This is a genomic window from Pseudomonas sp. IPO3749 (genome assembly GCF_013386605.1).
GTDB lineage: Bacteria > Pseudomonadota > Gammaproteobacteria > Pseudomonadales > Pseudomonadaceae > Aquipseudomonas > Aquipseudomonas azotoformans_A.
Map to the genome: position 1 here is coordinate 1 of NZ_JACARN010000016.1, position 19544 is coordinate 19544.

The window sequence follows — 19544 nt, forward strand, 5'->3', positions numbered from 1 at the left end:
CAAGCCCGCTCACCACAACGGCTGGGCCGTCTCTGAGGCTTATGTTTCTAAAAGCTCGGCCACGGCCGTCAGTGCCAGTTGGTAACCCAGCGCCCCCAGCCCGGCAATCACACCGGTGGCGGCCTTGGATACATAGGAGTGGTGCCGAAAGCTTTCGCGCTTCCAGATATTGCTCATGTGCGCTTCGATGATCGGGCCGTCGAAGGCCAGCAGCGCATCCAGGATCGGCACCGAGCTGTAGCTGAGCCCGGCGGCGTTGATCACGATGGCGTCGGCGTTCAAGCGTGCCTCTTGAATCCAGTCCACCAGCACGCCTTCATGGTTGCTCTGGCGAAAGTCCAGGGTCAGGCCCAATGTCGCGGCGAGGTCTTGGCAGCGGGCTTCGATGCTGGAGAAGCTCTCGCTGCCATAGGTGCCGGTTTTGTCCAGGCCGTAGAGGTTGGCGTTGGGCCCGTTGAGGAAAAACACGGTGTGGGTCATGGCGTACTCCAGGTTGTTCAGGGCTGCCAGTCATCCGGCACAACCGCAATCACGTCGATTTCCATCAACCACTCCGGCTGGCCCAAGCCTGAGATCACCAGTCCGGTCGAGATCGGGAATACGCCTTTGAGCCACTTGCCGACTTCCTGGTACACCGGCTCGCGATAGCGTGGGTCGATCAGGTAGGTGGTGGTCTTCACGATGTGTGACAGGTCAGAACCCGCCTCTTCCAGCAGTTGCTTGACGTTCTTCATTGCCTGTTCGGCCTGGGCGCGCGGGTCGCCCAAGCCCACCAGGTTACCGTCGAAATCGGTGCCGATCTGGCCGCGCACATAAATGGTGTTGCCGGCGCGCACGGCCTGGCACAGGTCATTGTCCAGCGCCTGGTTGGGGTAGGTCTGTTGGGTGTTGAACATGCGGATGCGAGTGTGGGTCGGCATAACGGCAACTCGTCGAAAACGGGATGCAGCCAGCTTCACACCGGCCCGATTGCAACGAAACCAGCATTTGCGCGGGGTAGTGCTTAGGAAAAACCGAAGCCCGTGCAGGTCATCGGTTTGCGCGTGACCCGGCACGAACCCTGCAACGCACCCGGTACAGTCATTGTTGAGGGGGCAGGCGTGATGCTCAGTCGTATTACTCAGCGTCAACTGGAGTATTTCGTTGCGTCGGGAGAGGCGGGCAGCATCAGTGCGGCCGCTGAACGCATCCACGTGTCGTCGCCTTCGATTTCGGCGGCGATCACCCATATGGAGGCCGAACTGGGCATCCAGCTGTTTATCCGCCACCACGCCCAGGGCATTTCCCTCACGGCGGTGGGGCGCCTGGTGATGCAGGAAGCCAAGCTGATCCTGGAGCAGATGACCAACCTCTACACCATCGCCTCGGAGTCCTTGAACACTGTGCGCGGGCCGTTGCGGGTCGGCTGCCTGGCGTCGCTGGCGCCGATGATCACGCCGGAACTGGTGTTTGGTTTCGGCCGCGCGTTTCCCGGCGTGCGGCTGACGCAAGCCGAAGGCAACCATGAAGAACTGCTGGAAAAGCTGCGCAGTGGCGAGCTGGATATCGCCCTCACCTACGACTTGGTGACCAGCCCGGATATCGACTTCCAGCCCCTGGCCCAGCTGCCGCCGTATGTGATGGTGGGCGAGTATCACCCGCTGGCGAACTCGCCGGCCGTCAGCATGCAAGACCTTGAGGCTTACCCGGTGGTGCTGCTCGACACGCCGTGGAGCCGCGACTATTTCCTCAGCCTGTTTATCCAGGCCGGCACCACGCCGAACATCATCATGCGCTCCACCAACCTCGAAACGGTGCGCGCCATGGTGGGCAACGGCATCGGCTATTCCTTCGCGAATGCGCGACCCAAATCGAACCTGTCCCAGGACGGCAAACGGGTGATCCGCCTGCGCCTGGCCGGTTCACACCGGCCGATGCGCCTGGGCTACGCCACGGCCTGCAACACCCAGCCGTCGCGGGTGGTGTCGGCGTTTGCCGAGCGCTGCCGCATGTTTGTGTCCGACCAATACATCCCCGGCATGGCGCCGCCGAGCTTTTTTGACCCGCATGCGGTGCGGGTCTTGAGTGGGGTGAGCTGATTTTCTCAGGTGTTCGCACCAAAAAGTGGCGAACGGGTCTTTTTGGGGCTGCTTCGCAGCCCAACGCGGGGCAAGCCCGCTCGCCACACACAGCCCTCTGGGCTGCATAGGTTCTGCCTACCCAGTGCCCCGGCTTTTACGAATTGACCCTAAGTGCCTACCCCCACGACTCTGAACCCATCGATGTAGATCAACTTCTCAGGGCACAGCGACGATGACATTCGACTGGAATTACATGTTTGGTTTGCTGGGCGATGCCGAGTTCTGGCGTGCGACGTGGACGGTGATCAAGCTCAGTACCCTGACCTGGGTCTTGAGCATCGGCCTGGGCTTTCTGCTGGCGCTGGCCAAGCAGTCCAAGCATGGCCTGCTCAGCGTGCCGGCGCGCGGCTATATCTGGCTGTTCCGCAGCCTGCCGCTGCTGGTGCTGCTGATCTTTATCTACAACCTGCCGCAAGCGTTGCCCGGCACCTCGGCGGTCCTGGCTGACCCGTTCTGGTCCGGCCTGCTCGCGCTGGTGATCTGCGAGACCGCCTACGTGGCCGAGATCCATCGCGGCGGCCTGCTCTCGATTCCCAAGGGCCAGGGCGAAGCGGCGCGGGCACTGGGCCTGAAGTTCTTCGGCACGCAATGGCGCGTGGTGATTCCCCAGGCGTTGCGGGTGGCCTTGCCGTCGCTGGCCAACGAATACATCTCCATCGTCAAGCTCACCTCGTTGGTGTCGGTGATTTCCCTGACCGAGATCCTGATGGTCGGCCAGCGCCTGTATTCGCAGAACTTCCTGGTGATCGAGACCATGGCGGCGGTGGCGTTCTTCTACGTGTTCATCGTCACGGTGTTCGACTTCCTGCTCAAACGCCTGGAGCGCTTTCTCGACGTCAACCAGCGCAACGTGTCCCGTGTTCCCGATGCGGCGGTGCTGGCCCTGGCCACCCAACAGCGCACCGCCTTGGCGCGCCCGGCCCCCAACGGCGAACCTGCGTTGCAGGCCGCGCGGCTGCACAAGGCCTACAACGATATCGAGGTGCTGGGCTCGGTCAACCTGCAGATCCAGCCCGGCGAAGTGGTGTCGGTGATCGGCCCGTCCGGCTCTGGCAAAACCACGCTGATCCGCCTGCTCAATGGCCTTGAGCAACTGGACAACGGCGAGATCAGGATCAACGGCCAGCCGTTCATTCACCTGAACAAAGTCGGCGCGCAGAAGCCCCAGTACATCGAGCACGCCGAGCATCGCCTGAACATCGGCATGGTGTTCCAGAGCTTCAACCTGTTCCCGCATTTGAGCGTACTCGACAACCTGCTGATGGCGCCCAAATACCATCGCCTGGGCGCGACCTCCGAGCTCAAGCAACAGGCCTACGCGCTGCTGCACAAGGTCGGCATGCTCGATCACGCCTGGAAGTACCCGCACCAGCTGTCCGGCGGCCAACAGCAACGCGTGGCCATCGCCCGCGCCCTGATGATGCGCCCGCAGATCATGCTGTTCGACGAGCCCACCTCGGCCCTCGACCCAGAGAAAGTCAACGAAGTGCTGCAAGTCATCGAAGCCCTGGCCGAGGAGGGCATCACCATGGTGATCGTCACCCACGAGATGAACTTCGCCTTCAAGGTCTCCGACCGCATCGTGTTCATGGAGAAGGGCCGCGTGGTCTGCGACGACACGCCGGGCGCCTTGCGCAGCGGCCACAACCCACGCGTAGAGGCGTTCCTCAAAGACGTCTCGCTGGCATGACCCCCTCAACGTTCAGGAAAAACACAATGATCGAGCAAGCGCACATCGAACAATTCCAGCGTGACGGTTTCTTGGTGGTTGAAGGCGTGCTGTCGCCGGAGGAAGTGGCGGCGTTGCAGCACGATTTCGACCAGTGGGTCGAAGAAAGCCGCAGCCATGAGCAGGGCTGGGGCGCCACCGTCGATGGCCGCGAGCGGTTTGACCTGGAAGGCGATCACCGCGCCGATCACCCGTCGTTGCGCCGGGTCAGTTCGCCCACCGAGATTTCAGCGGCCTATGAGCGCGTAGCGTTGCACTCGCGCATGGCGGCGATTTCCGCGCAGTTGATCGGCGCTCATGGCACACGCTTCCACCACAGCAAGATCAACTCGAAACTGCCCCACACCGCGACTCAGGTGAAGTGGCACCAGGACTTCCTGTTCACGCCCCACAGCAACGACGACATCGTCACCGCCTTGCTGATGGTCAGCGAAGTGACCCCGGAAAACGGCCCGCTGAACGTGATCCCCGGCAGCCATAAGGGCCCGTTGTGGTCGCACTGGCAGCACCAACGGTTCACCGGCTCGGTGGACGATGCGGTCGTCGAAGAACACTGCCAGCAACCGGTGGCCTGCTACGGCCCTGCGGGCTCAGTGTGCTTTATGCACACCCGTCTTTTGCATGCTTCCAGCCCTAACGAGACCGAACTGCCGCGCACTCTCTTCATCAGCGTATATGCCGCTGAAGACGCGCTGCCATTCGGCGAAAACCCGCTGCCCAGTGCTCATTCCGGCCTGCTGGTGGCCGGTGAAGAAAGCGGCTTGGTGCGTTCCACCGAAAACCACGTGCGCTTGCCGCAAAAGCCCCGTGGCGCCTCGTTCTTCGTGCAACAGGCGGGACAAGATTCAGCCACTGCCTAACCCCCTCAACCTTGCAGGTAATCACCATGACAGCGTTTCGTAAAAGTGTTCGTCCCCTTGCCGTGTGCCTGCTGGGCGCTGCGGTTGCGATGACTTCGTTGGCGGCTTCGGCGTTCCAGCAGGACGGCAAGATCATCGCCGGTTCCGACGTAACGTTCTTCCCATATGAGTACATGGATAACAACAAGCCCGCAGGCTTTGACATCGAGTTCATGGACGGCCTGGGCAAGGTCATGGGGCGCAAGGTCGAGACCCTCGACACGCGGTTCCCCAACCTGATCACCGGCCTGCAAGCCGGGCGTTTCGATGTGACCAACTCGTCGATGTACATCACGGCGGAGCGGGTCAAGGTCATCGACATGATCCCTTACCTCAAGAGCGGCGAGTCGATCCTGACCCTCAAGGACAGCACCTTCCAGCCCAAGACCCCGGAAGAGTTCTGCGGCCACAAGATCGGCTCCATGGGCGCCACGTCCTGGCTGGCACAGATGAACAAGCTGTCGGCCGAGTACTGCGTGGCCAAGGGCCTGAAGCCAATCCAGATCAGCGAATACAGCACCGACCCGCAAACCACCCAGGCCCTTCTGGCTCACGCGGTTGAAGCGCAGATCACCGACGCCGCCGTGGCCCGTGGCGTGATCGACAAACTCGGCAGCCGCGTGGTGATTTCCTCCGACACCCTGATCTACCCGGTGCTCAACGGCTTCGGCGTGAAGAAGGGCAATGACACGGTGAAAAAGGCCCTGATCGAGGGTCTGGAAAAATACCGCGCCACGCCGGAATACGCCGCCTTGCTCAAGAAGTACAACTTCCAGGCACCCACCGATGCCGACATCGCGGCATTGATGCCGAAGTAAACCCATCAGCGCGTGCCGCATACCCGTGCGGCCGCGCCCTGCGGAGACCGATTCATGGCGTTATCCCACGAAGAACAGACGCGCATCGACTTGGCGGCGACCTTTCGCATCATCGCGCACCTGGGCATGCATGAGGCGGTGGCCAACCACTTCAGCGCTGCCGTGTCGGCCGATGGCAAACAGTTTTTGCTCAACCCGAAGTGGAAGCACTTCTCGCGCATTCGCGCCAGCGACCTGCTGCTGTTGAACGCGGACGATGCGTCCTGTGCCGATCACCCGAACGTGGACGCCACCGCCTGGTCGATCCACGGGCAGATCCATCGCCTGCTGCCGCAGACCCTCGCCGTGCTGCATTTGCACCCGATCTACACCACGGCTGTGGCGTGCCTGGCCAAACCGCATATCCCGCCGATCGACCAGAACACCGCGCGCTATTTCAACCGCGTGGCGGTGGACGAACTGTACGGCGGCATGGCCGACACCGAGGCCGAAGGCGCACGCCTGGCCGGGTTGCTGGATGGCAAGAGCCGGCTGCTGATGGGCAACCACGGCGTGATGGTGACGGCGAGTTCCATCGGCGAAGCCTTTGACGATATCTGGACCCTGGAACGCGCCTGCCAGATCCTCGTCACCGCCTGGTCCACCGGGCAGCCGTTGCGGGTGTTGTCGGATGAAGTGGCGGAAAAAACCGCGCGGGGCTGGGAAGGCATTGCCGATTTCTCGCGCCAGCACTTTGAAGAAATGAAGCAATTGATGATCGACGCTGACCCTTCGGTGCTCGACTGAGGACTCCACATGACGTTTTCCGTTGTCGCACGCTGCGCCGAGACAGGCCAGTTGGGCATCGCCATCAGTTCATCGAGCATTGCCGTGGGCGCGCGTTGCCCGTGGCTGCGGCCTGGCGTGGGGGCGGTGGCGTCGCAGAACATCACCTTGCCAAGCCTGGGGCCGCAGGTGCTGGACTTGTTGGAGCAGGGCTTGGCGCCAAGTGAGGCGTTGGCCGCCTTGGCTGGGCAGGATCACAGTGAGTACCGCCAGGTCACGGTGATTGATAACCAGGGCCGCACCGCACATTTCAGTGGCACGCAGACCCTGGGCATCCACCATGCGGTGAGTGGCGAGCAGTGTGTGGCGGCGGGGAATATGCTCGCCGATCCTGCGGTGATCGACGCCATGGTGGCGGCTTTCGAACAGGCCTCCGGGCATCTGGCCGACCGCCTGCTGGCGGCGATGCACGCCGGTCTGGCGGGCGGTGGTGAAGCGGGGCCGGTGCATTCGGCGGCGCTGGTGGTGGTGGTGGATGACCTCTTGTGGCCCATCGTCAACCTGCGGGTGGACTGGGCCGATGAAGACCCCATCGGCGCCCTCGACCAGCTCTGGCAGGCCTATCGCGGGCAGTTGCAGGCCTACATAGACCGGGCCATCAACCCACAGATCGCCCCTGGCTACGCCGTACCGGGAGACGACCGATGAACAGCCGCGACCTGCTGGCGCAACTGGTGCGTTTCGACACCACCAGCCGCGAATCCAACCTGGCCTTGATCGACTTTGTGCGCACGTATTTGCAGGGCCACGGCGTGGCCTGCGAGCTGCTCTACAACGAACACAAGAGCAAGGCCAATCTGCTCGCGACTATCGGCCCGGCAGAAGTGCCCGGTATTGTGTTGTCCGGGCATACCGACGTAGTGCCGGTGGATGGGCAGCGCTGGAGCGTGGCGCCGTTTGACCTCACCGAGCAAGACGGCAAGTTGTACGGCCGTGGCACGGCGGACATGAAGGGCTATATCGCCTGTGTACTCGCGTGTGTGCCGGCCCTGGTGAAGGCCTCGCTGCGCATGCCGGTGCACATTGCGCTGTCGTATGACGAAGAAGTCGGCTGCCTGGGTGTGCGCTCGCTGATCGAGCGATTCCATGATCAGCCGGTCAAGCCCTTGTTGTGCGTGATCGGCGAACCCACCGAACTCAAGCCGGTGCTCGGCCACAAGGGCAAGCTGGCAATGCGTTGCCATGTGCACGGCGCAGCGTGCCATTCGGCCTATGCGCCGGCGGGGGTGAATGCCATTGAATACGCCGCGCGCTTGATCGGCGAGCTGGTGCGGCTCGGCGAAGCACTGAAGGCACCGCAGCATCTGGATCAACGTTTCGATCCGGCGTTTTCCACGGTGCAGACCGGCCTGATCAACGGTGGCAAAGCCCTGAATATCGTCCCGCAGGATTGCAGTTTCGACTTCGAAGTGCGCTCCTTGCCGGCCCAGGACCCCTGGCAAGTTGCCCGGCAATTGCAGGTATACGCCGAGCAAACCCTGCTGCCGGCGATGCGGGCGGTGAGCGGGCAAGCGGCGATCAGCCTCAGCGAGTTGTCCAGCTATCCGGGTTTGGCCACGTCGCTGGAAAGCCAGGCCGCCGAGTGGGTGGCGCAGTTCTGCGGCTCAAGGGAATTCGGCACCGTGGCCTTTGGCACGGAAGGTGGGCTGTTCGACCAGGCCGGCATTCCCACGGTGGTGTGCGGGCCGGGCAGCATGGAGCAAGGGCACAAGCCGGACGAGTTCATCAGCGTGGCGCAGTTGCAGGCCTGTGATCGGATGCTGGCGCGGGTGCTGGGGTTTGTGAGCCAGCCTTCAAACTAAGGTATACACGGCCCATACCCAGGTAGGATTCCGAGCGTTGTAGCCCCGTCGCACACTGTTTGGCAGGCGATGCATTCGCCTTCAAACAACCGGAGAGCGACCATGACAACCCTACTGAAAGTCCCGACTGAAGAACTGGTGCCGTCGCGCTATGCAGTGCGCGTCGGCGAAATTGATGTGCTGGTGATCAGTGACGGCGTGCTGCCGCTGCCGACCCAGACCATGTCCACCAACGCCGACCCCGCCGCCCGCGCGGCCTGGTTCAAGCAGATGTTCCTCGGCCCGGACGCGTTCGACTGGGCGCTGAATGTACTGGTGGTGCGCAGTGGCGAGCAGGTGATTCTGGTCGATGCCGGCCTGGGTGGGCAGTTCCCCGGCTTTCCGCGGGCCGGGCAGTTTCCCAAGCGCCTGGAAGCGGCCGGTATCCCGTTGTCCTCGGTGACCGATATCGTGATCACCCATATGCACATGGACCACATCGGCGGCCTGCTGGTGGACGAAGTGAAACGCAAGTTGCGTGCGGACGTGCGCATTCATGTGGCGGCCATCGAGGTCGATTTCTGGGCGTCGCCGGACTTCACCTATACCGACATGCCTGCACCGGTGCCGGATGTACTCCGCGCCACGGCCCAGCAATTCATGGGGTTGTACAAGGACAATCTGCATACCTTCGACGATGAGCATGAAGTCGCGCCGGGTGTCGTCGCCAAGCTCACTGGCGGCCATACGCCGGGGCACAGCGTGGTGTATGTGACCTCTGGCGGCGAGCGGTTGACCTTTGCCGGCGACGCGCTGTTTCCGGTTGCGTTCGAGCATCCCGATTGGCACAACGGCTTCGAACACGACCCCGAAGAATCAGTGCGCGTGCGCGTGCGGCTGATGAACGAAGCGGCGGCGAGCGGTGAGTTGTTCGTGGCCACCCACCTGCCGTTTCCGTCCGTGGGGCGGGTGGTGGTGGAGGGGGATGCGTTTCGCTGGGTGGCTGCATTCTGGGATTACTGATCCTTGGCCACACCCACCCGCCACTGCGCAGGCGGCAAAATCCCATTCACCAGGTAATTCCCCACAATCCGCGATTTGTATACGCGTGGGTTGTGGTTCGCCAGGGTTCGCGCGTTTCGCCACAGCCGGTCCAGCGCCTTGTTGCTGGCGGTGGCACTGGCGCCCAGCGCATCGAACAGCGCCGTGGTGGCCGCCAGTGTTGCATCCACCACCGGATTCACTGCCAGGCACACTTCCAATTCAGCCAGCGCAACCTGCGGGTCGTCATCGTGCAGCGGCTGGTCATGGGCGATCACATAGCGGGCGGTGTATTCCAGTCGCTGCGCCGCTTGCTGGGCGATGGCTTGCGCGGCGTAGGCCTGGCTGGCGACTTCGCCGATCACTTGCAGCAGTTGCACGTCCTGGCCGGCAGTGTCGGCATTGCCGGTGGTGAAGGTGCGCGAGCGTTGGCTGAGTTCTTCGGCGCCACTGAGGGCGGCGCGGCGGGCGATGCCGGCGAGGGTGCTGAGGTGGTAGAGCTGGAAGAACGACTGGCCGTGGCCAAAGCGCTGTTGGGTGAGGCGTACCTCGTCGTCCACCACGGGCGCGTTGTCGAAGAGGCAGGTGCCGCTGGCGGTGAGGCGTTGGCCGAAGCCGTTCCAGTCATCGACGATTTGCACGCCGGGCGCCTTGAGGTCCACGACCACGCTGTAGATCGTGCCGTCTTCGCCGGTGGCGATGGTGTTGATCAAGTCGCTGTAGAGCGCGCCGGTGGTGTAGAACTTTCTGCCGCTGATGCGCAAGGCACCGGCTTCGTCACGGTGCAGGCGGGTTTCGAAATCGCCACGGGCCTGGTTGCCGACTTCGGTGCTGCCGGGGGAGAGCAGGGCACCCTGGCCGAGCCGGTCCAGCCACTTGGCGCGCCAGTCGAGGTCCTTGGCGCTGAGCACATCCTCACAGAAACCGAAGTGCCCGCGCAGGGCCTGGGTGATGTTGGAGTCGGCGGCGGACAGTTCCGTGAGCAACGCCAACAGCTCGACCAACGTTGCATCCTGGCCGCCGTAACTGGCTGGCAGGCGCCAGCGTGGCAAGCCCAAGGCGTTCAGCTGCTGGATCACGGTGGCGAGGCTGCCGCGTGTCTGATCCGCCACGGCCGCCTGCGCGAGAATCTGCGCAAAGAGCGGGCGAAACGGCGCGGCCAGTTGTTCGTAGCGGGCAGTGGGCGGTGTGCCCCAGATGTTCAAAGCGGGAATCGACATGCAATGGACCTTGCAGAAAATGGTTCAGGTGCTGGGGTCCAGTGGTCTGGTGAGCTCACCCTAACTCAGGCGCGGCGAAGTTTTTAATACGAAAAGCAGCTAGCGACCTGTACGACGGTTCTATCGATAGTGCCCAACAGTATTAAACCCCGCGCTTTTATTGCGTTAGCTTCTACGTCAAATGACCAGACTGCACGCCCACAGATGGTTGAACCAACCCTCCAACCCTGTGGGATTTTCCATGATCAACCGTCGAACACTGCTGTCCTTGCTGGGCCTGGCCTCTCTTGCACTGTACGGCCACTCGGCCGGCGCCGCCGAACCGCTGACCCTCACCGTGGGTGACCAGTTCTTCTCCAACCGTATCGTGCTGGAGCTGTCGGGCGAGCTGAAAGACTTGCCCTACAAAATCGACTTCAAACGCTTCAACACCGGCTCCCCGGTGGCCTCGGCCGTGGCCAGCGGTGCGCTGGATGTGGGCATCGTCGGCGATACCCCGGTGATCAGCCTGGCCGCCAATGGCGCGCCGGTCAAAGTGGTCGCCAGCACCCAGACCAGCCTCGATGGCGTGGGCATCGTGGCGCGCAAGGGCATTCAGTCGGTGGCCGACCTCAAGGGCAAGACCGTTGCCATCTGGAACGGTTCGTGGAGCCAGCAACTGGCCTATAAAGCGCTGGATGAAGCGGGTGTGCCGCGCAGCAGCGTCCACTTCAAATACCTGCTGCCGGCCGAGGCCAGCCTGGCGCTGACCCAGGGCGACATCGACGCCTTCGGCACCTGGGAACCCTATGTGTCGCTGCAGGAAAAAGAAGGCAGCACCCTGATCCGCAACGCCAAGGGCCTGATGAGCGCGCCCACCTACATCGTCGCCTACGAGCCGGCCCTGGCGCAGAAAAGCGCAATCATCAAGGACTTCATCGCCCGCCTGACCCGCGCCCGGGTGTGGAGCAACACCCACGTTGATGAATATGCCGAAGCCTGGTCGAAGGCGAACCAGTCGGCACCGGAAATCGCCAAGGTGTGGTTCAAGCGCGATGCGATCAAGGTGCTGCCGATTTCGCCGACGATTATCAGTGAGGCCCAGGCCACGGCGGATTTTTTGGTGGATGCACAGATGTTGAAACAGCGGTATGACGTGGCGCCGTTGTTTGATCGGGTACTTTAAACGCGGGGGAAATAAGCGCTCACAGTATCCACGGGCTGTTTGTACAGGTGCTGAACTAGGATTTTTGACTCCGGCGCTCACCGGAAACAAAATTCCACTGGCATCGACAAGGAGTAGCCAGTAGGCTACAAGTGATACTGTGACTAATTCAATCGGCAGGACGCCGGAGTTTGATACATGGCTCGACGGTATGCGGGATATTTGGGGGAAAACGGCGATTCTTGCTCGCTTGGACCGGGCGGAGGAAAACAATTTTGGGGATTGTGAATCCGTAGGTGACGGCCTGAGTGAGATGCGTGTGTTTGTCGGGCCCGGCTACAGGATGTATTTCGTGCGTACGGGAGTCACTGCCTACCTGATGTTGTGGGGGAGCGATAAAACCGACCAGAAAAGAGGAATCAAGCGGGCTAAAGAGATTCTTGATGCCCTGAGAGGTAGATGAAATGAGCGAATCGAAATTCAAACCCGGGGACATGCCGATCCTAGATCTGGATACGTCCGGCACTAGCGTCTATGAAGCGTCGCGCTTCCTCGACAGTCCGCAAACCATCAGTGCGTATCTGGCGCAAAGCATGAAGTCTCAAGACCCGCAGGTACTCATGAAGGCGCTTGCCGAGGTTGCCAAGGCCCAAGGTGTGAACAAGGTGGCGGAAGCGGCTGGGGTGAATCGGGAGAGCCTTTACAAAACCCTGAAGGGTGGCTCGAAGACACGCTATGAAACGATCCAGAAGCTGATGCTGGCGTTAGGGGTTGAGTTGACTGTGCGGCCGATTGCAGGAGCGAGCAAGCCCGCCCCTACAAAAATCTGAATCAGCGCACCAGGCACGGCTGCTTGTTGTTGAAGCGCCACCCTGGAATCAGAAACTGCATCGCCACGCTGTCATCGCGCGCGCCGAGGCCCATGCCTTTGTACACCTCATGGGCCTTGGCGACTGCGTCCATGTCGATCTCCACACCCAGGCCTGGCTTGCTCGGCACTTTCAAATAACCCCCTTCGATTTTCAGTGGCGCCTTGGTCAGGTGCTGGCCGTCCTGCCAGATCCAGTGGGTGTCGATGGCGGTGATGTCGCCCGGGGCTGCGGCGGCGACCTGGGTGAACATCGCCAGGGAAATGTCGAAGTGGTTGTTGGAGTGCGAGCCCCAGGTCAGGCCCCATTCATGGCACATCTGCGCCACGCGTACCGAGCCTTGCATTGTCCAGAAGTGTGGGTCGGCCAGGGGGATGTCGACGGATTGCAGCTGGATCGCGTGGCCCATTTCGCGCCAGTCGGTGGCGATCATGTTGGTGGCGGTTTTCAGGCCGGTGGCACGGCGGAATTCAGCCATGACTTCGCGGCCCGAGTAGCCGTTTTCGGCGCCGCAGGGGTCTTCGGCGTAGGCGAGCACGTGGTGCTGGTCGCGGCACAGGCGGATGGCTTCCTTCAATGACCAGGCGCCGTTCGGGTCGAGGGTGATGCGCGCATCCGGGAAGCGTTCGGCCAGGGCGGTGACGGCTTCGATTTCTTCGTCGCCGCTCAATACGCCGCCTTTGAGCTTGAAGTCATTGAAACCGTACTTGGCTTTGGCGGCTTCGGCCAGGCGCACCACGGCGTCGGCCGTCAGGGCGGTTTCGTGGCGCAGGCGGAACCACTCGTCATCGCTGTCGGCTTCGTTGCGGTAGGCCAGATCGGTGGCGCTGCGGTCGCCCACATAAAACAGATAGCCGAGCATTTTTACCGCATCACGTTGCTGGCCTTCACCGAGCAAGGCGGCCACCGGGACTTCGAGGAATTGACCGAGCAGGTCGAGCAGCGCGGCTTCCATGGCGGTGACGGCATGGATGGTGATGCGCAGGTCAAAGGTCTGCAAGCCACGGCCGGCGGCGTCGCGAGAGGCAAAGGTGCTGCGCATCTGGTTGAGGATGCGCTGGTACTGGCCGATGGGTTGGCCGATCACCAGGCTGCGGGCGTCTTCCAGGGTTTCGCGGATGCGTTCGCCGCCGGGCACTTCGCCCACGCCGGTGTTGCCGGAGCTGTCCTTGAGGATGACGATATTGCGTGTGAAGTACGGGCCGTGGGCGCCGCTGAGGTTCAGCAACATGCTGTCGTGGCCGGCGACGGGGATGACCTGGAAGTGAGTAACGACGGGCGTAGTCATGGCAAGTTCCTGAATAAGCTTAAAGAGGTTTGCTGAGGGCGGCGCGGGTGGGCACGGCGCTCGGTGAAGCCAACACGGCAGAGGGCGCGGTCTTGGCGAAGAACACCAGGATCGCGGCGAGCACCGACGTGCCGGCCAGGCCATAGAGGCCGCCCTGGATCGAACCGGTGGTCTGCTCCAGGAAGCCGAACGTGGTCGGGGCAACAAAGCCGCCCAGGTTGCCGATGGAGTTGATCAACGCGATTACCGCGGCGGCGATACGTACATCCAGGTAGCCCTGGGGAATCGGCCAGAACAGCGACGATGCCGACTTGAACCCGATGGCCGCAAAGCAGATCGCCACAAAGGCAAAGACCGGCCCGCCCGTGGTGGACATGAACATGCCCGCTGCCGCAATCAACAGCGCTGCCGCCACCCAGGCCTGCTGGAACTTGAACTTGCCCGACAACGACGCGAAGGCGTACATGGCGATGATCGAGATCAGCCAGGGGATCGAGTTGAAGAAACCGACCTGCACATCACTGAGGTCACCCATCTTCTTGATGATGCTCGGCAGCCAGAAAGTGGCGGCGTAGATCGTCAGTTGGATGCAGAAATACAGTGCGCAGAACAACAGGATCTGGCGGTCCTTGAGCAGCTTGCCGAGGGTCGGCTTGACGCTGGTGAGGGCCTCACGGTCGCGCTGTTCCTGGTCGATAGCATTGACCAGCGCGTCCTGTTCTTCGCGGCTCATCCATTTTGCGTCGTGAGGTTTGGAGTCCAGCCAGAACCATACAAAGAAGCCAATCACCACCGAAGCCAAGCCTTCAATGGCGAACATCCATTGCCAGCCGTGGAAGCCAAAGCCCTCGATCTGCAACAGCACGCCTGACAGCGGGCCGGAAATCAGCGACGCAACCGCCGAGCCACTCAAAAAGATGGCAATGGCTTTACCGCGTTCCACGCCAGGCAGCCAGCGCGTGAAGTAGTAGATCACCCCAGGAAAGAAGCCGGCCTCGGCCACCCCCAGCAGGAAGCGCAGGATATAGAAGTGGGTTTCGTTCTGGATGAAGGCCATCAGCGTGGCGACGATACCCCAGGTGAACATGATACGGGTCAGCCAGATACGCGCGCCGACCTTTTGCAGCAGCATGTTGGAGGGCACTTCGAAGAGGGCGTAGCCGATGAAGAACAACCCGGCGCCGAAGCCATAGGCGGCTGCGCCGATGCCCAGGTCATGCTCCATGTGCGTGCGCACAAAGCCGATATTGACCCGGTCGATGTAGTTGAGGATGAACATGATCACGAACAGTGGGAGCACATGGCGCTTCACTTTGCTCACGGCGCGCGCGAGGACGGGATCACTTTCGGGTGTGGCAGATACATGGATTGAATTGGTCACAATTCAAAACTCCCCCTGATTATTTTTATGCGGGTTTGCGTGTCTTGTTGATAGACATCATACAAGTAGGCTTCTTGAGATCGCAATCCAAGGGTGAGTGTTTTTCTTCTTATAACGCGGTGTAGAGAATAGGAGTTTCGGTTATTTAAGCCGTTAATTCTGGGGTTTGTGCCGTTTTTTGAGCGAAATGGTATCCGGTGGATGCCGTGAGAGGGGTGTCTGTCAGAGAGGGGCTTAAGTTTGGTTGTCATACAAGTTAGGGGTTTTTTCAATCAACCCAGGCCTGACGCCGGGCTGGGTGGTAAGCTCCCCCCCAGCTCAACCCCGTGGACCTGTTGCAATGCCCATTGAAAGTGGAATCCCCCTGCGTAAACGCTCCACCAACCTGGCCCAGGGCGTGGTCGATGCGCTGACCCAGCGCATCCTGCTCGGCCAGTTGAAACCCGGCGAAAAACTGCCCTCGGAATCCACCATCGTGCTTGAGCACGGCGTGAGCCGAACCGTCGTGCGCGAAGCGATCTCCAAATTGCAGGCGTCGGGATTGGTCGAGACCCGTCACGGCATCGGCACCTTTGTGCTGGCGCAACAGGCGCAGCAGGGCTTGCGCCTGCATGTGGACACGGTCGCCAGCGTGCGCAACATGCTCGAACTGCGCCTGGGTCTTGAGGTGCAAGCCGTCGCACTGGCCGCCGTGCGCCGCACCGACCAACAACTGGCCCACATGCGCCAGGCACTCGACGACTACCAGGCCTCCCTGGCCAACAACGACAGCTGTGTGGAAGAAGACAAACGCTTCCACCAACTGATCGCCGAGGCCACCGGTAATACCTTCTTCACCGAAATCATGCTGCACCTGGGCAATGCGATGATCCCGCGCACCCAGGTGAAGGGCGATGAACGTGGCGGCGCCGACTTTGCCCAACTGGGTCAACTGGCGAACCTGGAACATGAGGCGATCTTCAACGCGATCAAACGCCAGGACCCGGACGCCGCCCGCGCCGCCATGGTGCTGCACCTGACCAACAGCCGGGACCGTTTTTCGGGGGAGCAGGGGCGTTGAACGAACACACCTTATCCCTGCGCCTAGAGCGCGTCGCCGCCAACGTACCAACGGGCGCGCGGCTGGCCGATATCGGCTCCGATCACGGTTATTTGCCGGTGTCGCTGATGCGTCGAGGCCTGATCACGGCGGCAGTGGCGGGGGAGGTCGCGACCACGCCCTTTCATGCGGCGCAACGCACCGTGCGCGACAACGGCCTGGAGCGGCAGATCAGCGTGCGCCTGGCCGATGGCTTGGCGGCCATCGAAGCCCATGACGGCATCACTGCGATCAGCGTCTGCGGCATGGGCGGCGAGACGATTCGCGACATTCTCGAAAGCGGCAAGCGGCAGCTGAGCGGCAGGGAACGGTTGATCCTGCAACCCAATGGTGGTGAGCAACCGTTGCGCCAATGGCTGATGGACAACGGTTACTCGATCCTCAGTGAAGAGCTGCTGCGCGAGAACCGCTTCTACTACGAAATCATCGTCGCCGAGCGCGGTGAGGCAATGGTTTACACCGCTGAACAGCTGTACTTCGGCCCGTTGCAGATGCAGGCGCGCAGCCCGGCCTTCATCGCCAAATGGCAACGTATGTTGCGCCAAAAGCACAAGACCCTGGCCAGTTTCGAACAAGCTCGGCAGGCGGTGCCGCAAGAGAAGCGACAAGAGATTGCCCAGCAGGCCAACTGGATTACCGCGTTACTGGCCTGATACCCCTTCATTCAAACCTGATGACCTAGGACACCCATAATGGCCGACGCCACTGACCCCACCTTCTACGACCGTGCGGACGCGCACATCGAATTGTCGAACGAGCAACTTCAGGTTCACGAAAACCTCGGCCAGGTCAGCGCCTCGATGATGTTCGGCACCACGCGCTTCAATGCCTGGGCCAGTGCGCGCAACTTCAAGTCCGGCGCGGAAATGGCCGAGGCGCGGGAGGCGATGCTGAAGTACTTCTGTGACCAGTACCGGATGATGCTTGAGGATAATCTGGATGATCACATCAATAATTTTGGCCGGTACATGTCGACCCGATAAGCCACTGTTACAGCTCTGCACAGACCTTGAGTGCTTTTGCCCCATTTTCGCGCACGCTACGTGCGCGATTGCTTCCCGCGCCGCCTATCTTGGGCACGCCGACAGCGGCCCGTATCTTGCTTGAGCCAAGCTAATCAATGACATGGCATTTTGCCGTCAGTCATTTCAAGGCTTCACCCAGCGGTGCACCGCGTGGGTCGTTTTTGGGGAGTGGTCGGACATGCACAGCCTTTTGTCACCGGGTATCCGCTTGCTGGGGCGTTTTGGTTTTGCGCGCAAGTTCCAGATCCTGTTCTTCCTGTTCATGCTGCCCCTGGCGGGTAGCCTGTGGATGATCGGCTCGGACTATCGCGATAAATTAACCGTGATTTCCAGCGAGCAGTCCGGCGTCCGGCAACTGTTGGCCCTGGATGCGCTGGATGGCCAGCTGACAGCCCAGCGCAACCTGGCCGCGCGCTGGAAGGCGGCGGACATCCTGCACGCACCCACGCCAGCGGCGAAGGCGGCGATGGACAAGGTCGACGCCAACTTCCCGGTGATCCTGCAAAGCCTGCAAGCCCTGGGCGATTCGCTCAAAGCCCAGCACGCCAGTGCCGATATCCTCGCGCGCTTCGACGCCTTGCAGGCGACAGTCAAGGGCATGGACTCCCAATCCCTGCGCACCGTGGGCTGGTGGCCGGACGGTTACGACCGTTTCACCTCGGCCCTGACCGCGATGCAAACCCTGCGCGAGCAGATCACCCTGGACGCCGGGTTGATCCTCGACCCGTGGCTGGAAACCTACCTGCTGATGCAGATTTCCACCCAGCACACCCCCGACCTGATCGAGCGCATTGGCCGCATGGCCAGTGTCGGCCAGTCGTCCATTGCCTCGGGGCAGTTCACCTTGCAGAGCCGTTTGCAGATGCGTGACCTGCGCAGCCGCATCGGTGATGCGCGGGACCAGTTGGTCAAGGCCGCGGCCTCGCTCAAGGCCAAGCAGTATGCCGGGCTGGAACCCTGGACTGTGCAGTACGACAACAGCCTGCAACGCCTGGACAATGAGCTCAAAGTGCTCGACGACGGCGTATTCGGCGGCACCATCAAGCTCGACACAGCGGCCTTCGAAACCAGTGTCGACGGCATGCTCGACAGCCTGGGCGCGCTGCGTAACCAATCGCTCGATTCGCTGGATGCGCGCCTGGGTTACTACCGTGATCGCTCGTTGCAGAAGTTCGTTCCGGTGGCGGTGACCTTCAGCCTGTTGGCGCTGGCCGCGTTGTACCTGTTCATCTGCCTGCAAGCCTCGATCCGGCGTAGCGCCAGTGGCATCACCACCCTGGCCGAGTCTCTGCGCGACGGCAACCTGTGCGTCGAGGTGGCGGTGGAAGGGCGCGACGAACTCGCGGCCATCAGCACCGCGTTGAACGTGGCGGTGGTGCAGTTGCGCACCAGTCTATTGGGGGTCAATCACGAGACGCAGCAACTGGGGTCGGCGGTGCTGACCCTCAACTCGCAATCGGGCAGCACCCTCACCGAAGTCGAAGACCAGCAACAACAAATCAGCCAGATTGCCGCTGCTGCCACCCAATTGGCCGCGACATCCCTGGGCGTCGCCAAGAGCTGCGAACAAGCTTCCGGCAGCGCCCAGCAGACCCGACGCATCGCCGAAGACAGCAGCCGCGACAGCCAGCGCACCACGGCCAGCATCCAGCAACTCAACCTGCGCCTGACCGACACCGCCGATGCGCTGGAGCAGGTCAGCCAGCAGGGCCAGCAGATTCAATCGGTGGTCGACACCATCCGTGGCATTGCCGAGCAGACCAACCTGCTGGCGCTCAACGCCGCCATCGAGGCCGCCCGCGCCGGTGAGCAGGGCCGCGGATTTGCCGTGGTGGCCGATGAAGTGCGCAGCTTGTCGCAACGCACCCAAGCCTCCACGGCGCAGATCGCCGGCACGGTCGACAGCCTGCGCGCCACGGTCAGCCAGGCGGTCACGTTGATGGGCGCCGCGTGTGAACAGGCACTGACAGATGCTGAATCCGTCACCGGGTTGGGCACACGTTTGGGCGAGATTGCCGGTGCGGTGCAGCACGTCACCGACACCTTGGCGCAGATCGCCACCGCCGTAGAGGAACAAGCGGCGACGGCGGATGAAGTGAGCGGCAACATCCAGCAAGTGGACCAGGCGGCGGGGCGCTTGCTCGACGGCGCACGGGCAGTGAACCGCGCGGCCGACACCCTGAGCAAGGGCAGCCAGGCATTGAGCGACAACACCGCACGGTTTCGCCTGGGCTGAACAGGTTTTTGTGGTCAGCAAGCTTCCTATGGTGAGCCCGCTTTCTGTGGCGAGCGGGCTTCCTGTGGT

The 19544-nt window shown here is 62.0% G+C and carries 20 protein-coding genes; 15 read left to right on the plus strand and 5 right to left on the minus strand.

Annotated features, from left to right (window positions below; all coding sequences use genetic code 11):
• Positions 1 to 39: 39 nt before the first annotated feature.
• Both HX812_RS08300 and HX812_RS08305 read right to left on the minus strand, forming a co-directional pair.
• Positions 40 to 480, minus strand: a complete 441-nt coding sequence (locus HX812_RS08300; RefSeq protein WP_038842688.1) for a type II 3-dehydroquinate dehydratase — start codon at positions 478 to 480, stop codon at positions 40 to 42.
• Between the two features lie 17 nt (positions 481 to 497).
• On the minus strand, positions 498 to 920 hold the full coding sequence (locus HX812_RS08305) for a RidA family protein (RefSeq protein ID WP_016969985.1): 423 nt from the start codon (positions 918 to 920) through the stop codon (positions 498 to 500).
• Positions 921 to 1103: 183 nt separating this feature from the next.
• On the opposite strand from HX812_RS08305, the gene HX812_RS08310 reads away from it, so the two are divergent.
• From HX812_RS08310 to HX812_RS08345, 8 genes are all read left to right on the plus strand, one after another.
• Positions 1104 to 2078, plus strand: a complete 975-nt coding sequence (locus HX812_RS08310) for a LysR family transcriptional regulator (protein WP_033901019.1) — start codon at positions 1104 to 1106, stop codon at positions 2076 to 2078.
• Positions 2079 to 2292: 214 nt separating this feature from the next.
• Positions 2293 to 3810, plus strand: a complete 1518-nt coding sequence (locus HX812_RS08315) for an amino acid ABC transporter permease/ATP-binding protein (protein ID WP_038842686.1) — start codon at positions 2293 to 2295, stop codon at positions 3808 to 3810.
• 26 nt (positions 3811 to 3836) lie between these two features.
• Positions 3837 to 4709: a phytanoyl-CoA dioxygenase family protein gene (locus HX812_RS08320; protein WP_038842684.1), complete on the plus strand. Its 873-nt coding sequence runs from the start codon at positions 3837 to 3839 to the stop codon at positions 4707 to 4709.
• A 26-nt stretch (positions 4710 to 4735) separates the two neighbouring features.
• The gene (locus HX812_RS08325) at positions 4736 to 5566 is read left to right on the plus strand and encodes an ABC transporter substrate-binding protein (RefSeq protein ID WP_038842681.1); all 831 of its coding nucleotides are present in this window, start codon (positions 4736 to 4738) and stop codon (positions 5564 to 5566) included.
• A gap of 54 nt (positions 5567 to 5620) precedes the next feature.
• A complete protein-coding gene (locus tag HX812_RS08330) occupies positions 5621 to 6352 on the plus strand; it encodes a class II aldolase and adducin N-terminal domain-containing protein (protein WP_038842678.1) in 732 nt (243 codons plus the stop codon).
• A gap of 9 nt (positions 6353 to 6361) precedes the next feature.
• Positions 6362 to 7039 carry a DUF1028 domain-containing protein gene (locus HX812_RS08335; protein ID WP_038842675.1) on the plus strand — a complete coding sequence of 226 codons (678 nt, stop codon included), beginning with the start codon at positions 6362 to 6364 and terminating at the stop codon, positions 7037 to 7039.
• On the plus strand, positions 7036 to 8193 hold the full coding sequence (argE, locus tag HX812_RS08340; protein WP_038842669.1) for an acetylornithine deacetylase: 1158 nt from the start codon (positions 7036 to 7038) through the stop codon (positions 8191 to 8193). The genes HX812_RS08335 and argE overlap by 4 nt, the downstream gene beginning before the upstream one ends.
• 102 nt (positions 8194 to 8295) lie before the next feature.
• The gene (locus HX812_RS08345) at positions 8296 to 9195 is read left to right on the plus strand and encodes an MBL fold metallo-hydrolase (protein WP_235165390.1); all 900 of its coding nucleotides are present in this window, start codon (positions 8296 to 8298) and stop codon (positions 9193 to 9195) included.
• On the opposite strand, the gene HX812_RS08350 is transcribed toward HX812_RS08345, so the two are convergent.
• Entirely contained in the window at positions 9189 to 10433 is a 1245-nt protein-coding gene (locus HX812_RS08350) for an acyl-CoA dehydrogenase family protein (protein ID WP_038842661.1), read from the minus strand. The genes HX812_RS08345 and HX812_RS08350 overlap by 7 nt on opposite strands.
• 241 nt (positions 10434 to 10674) lie before the next feature.
• On the opposite strand from HX812_RS08350, the gene HX812_RS08355 reads away from it, so the two are divergent.
• From HX812_RS08355 to HX812_RS08365, 3 genes are all read left to right on the plus strand, one after another.
• Positions 10675 to 11598 (plus strand): ABC transporter substrate-binding protein, encoded by a 924-nt coding sequence (locus tag HX812_RS08355; RefSeq protein WP_038842658.1) that lies wholly within the window; start codon positions 10675 to 10677, stop codon positions 11596 to 11598.
• Positions 11599 to 11737: 139 nt separating this feature from the next.
• Positions 11738 to 12040: a type II toxin-antitoxin system RelE/ParE family toxin gene (locus HX812_RS08360; RefSeq protein WP_033901037.1), complete on the plus strand. Its 303-nt coding sequence runs from the start codon at positions 11738 to 11740 to the stop codon at positions 12038 to 12040.
• Between the two features lies 1 nt (position 12041).
• Positions 12042 to 12407, plus strand: a complete 366-nt coding sequence (locus tag HX812_RS08365; protein ID WP_038842655.1) for an addiction module antidote protein — start codon at positions 12042 to 12044, stop codon at positions 12405 to 12407.
• A 1-nt stretch (position 12408) separates the two neighbouring features.
• Here the strand turns inward: HX812_RS08365 and gudD are convergent, their stop codons facing one another.
• Both gudD and HX812_RS08375 read right to left on the minus strand, forming a co-directional pair.
• On the minus strand, positions 12409 to 13734 hold the full coding sequence (gudD, locus tag HX812_RS08370; protein ID WP_038842653.1) for a glucarate dehydratase: 1326 nt from the start codon (positions 13732 to 13734) through the stop codon (positions 12409 to 12411).
• 19 nt (positions 13735 to 13753) lie between these two features.
• Complete coding sequence (locus HX812_RS08375; protein WP_038842650.1) at positions 13754 to 15115, minus strand: MFS transporter; 1362 nt, start codon at positions 15113 to 15115, stop codon at positions 13754 to 13756.
• Between the two features lie 340 nt (positions 15116 to 15455).
• Here HX812_RS08375 and HX812_RS08380 point away from each other — a divergent pair, with 340 nt between their 5' ends.
• From HX812_RS08380 to HX812_RS32355, 4 genes are all read left to right on the plus strand, one after another.
• On the plus strand, positions 15456 to 16175 hold the full coding sequence (locus HX812_RS08380; RefSeq protein ID WP_038842647.1) for a FadR/GntR family transcriptional regulator: 720 nt from the start codon (positions 15456 to 15458) through the stop codon (positions 16173 to 16175).
• The gene (locus HX812_RS08385; RefSeq protein WP_038842643.1) at positions 16172 to 16867 is read left to right on the plus strand and encodes a tRNA (adenine(22)-N(1))-methyltransferase TrmK; all 696 of its coding nucleotides are present in this window, start codon (positions 16172 to 16174) and stop codon (positions 16865 to 16867) included. Before HX812_RS08380 ends, HX812_RS08385 begins: the two co-directional genes overlap by 4 nt.
• Before the next feature lie 39 nt (positions 16868 to 16906).
• Positions 16907 to 17197 carry a DUF3144 domain-containing protein gene (locus HX812_RS08390; protein WP_038842639.1) on the plus strand — a complete coding sequence of 97 codons (291 nt, stop codon included), beginning with the start codon at positions 16907 to 16909 and terminating at the stop codon, positions 17195 to 17197.
• Between the two features lie 1123 nt (positions 17198 to 18320).
• Positions 18321 to 19475 (plus strand): methyl-accepting chemotaxis protein, encoded by a 1155-nt coding sequence (locus tag HX812_RS32355; protein ID WP_372848288.1) that lies wholly within the window; start codon positions 18321 to 18323, stop codon positions 19473 to 19475.
• The last annotated feature ends 69 nt before the right edge of the window (positions 19476 to 19544 follow it).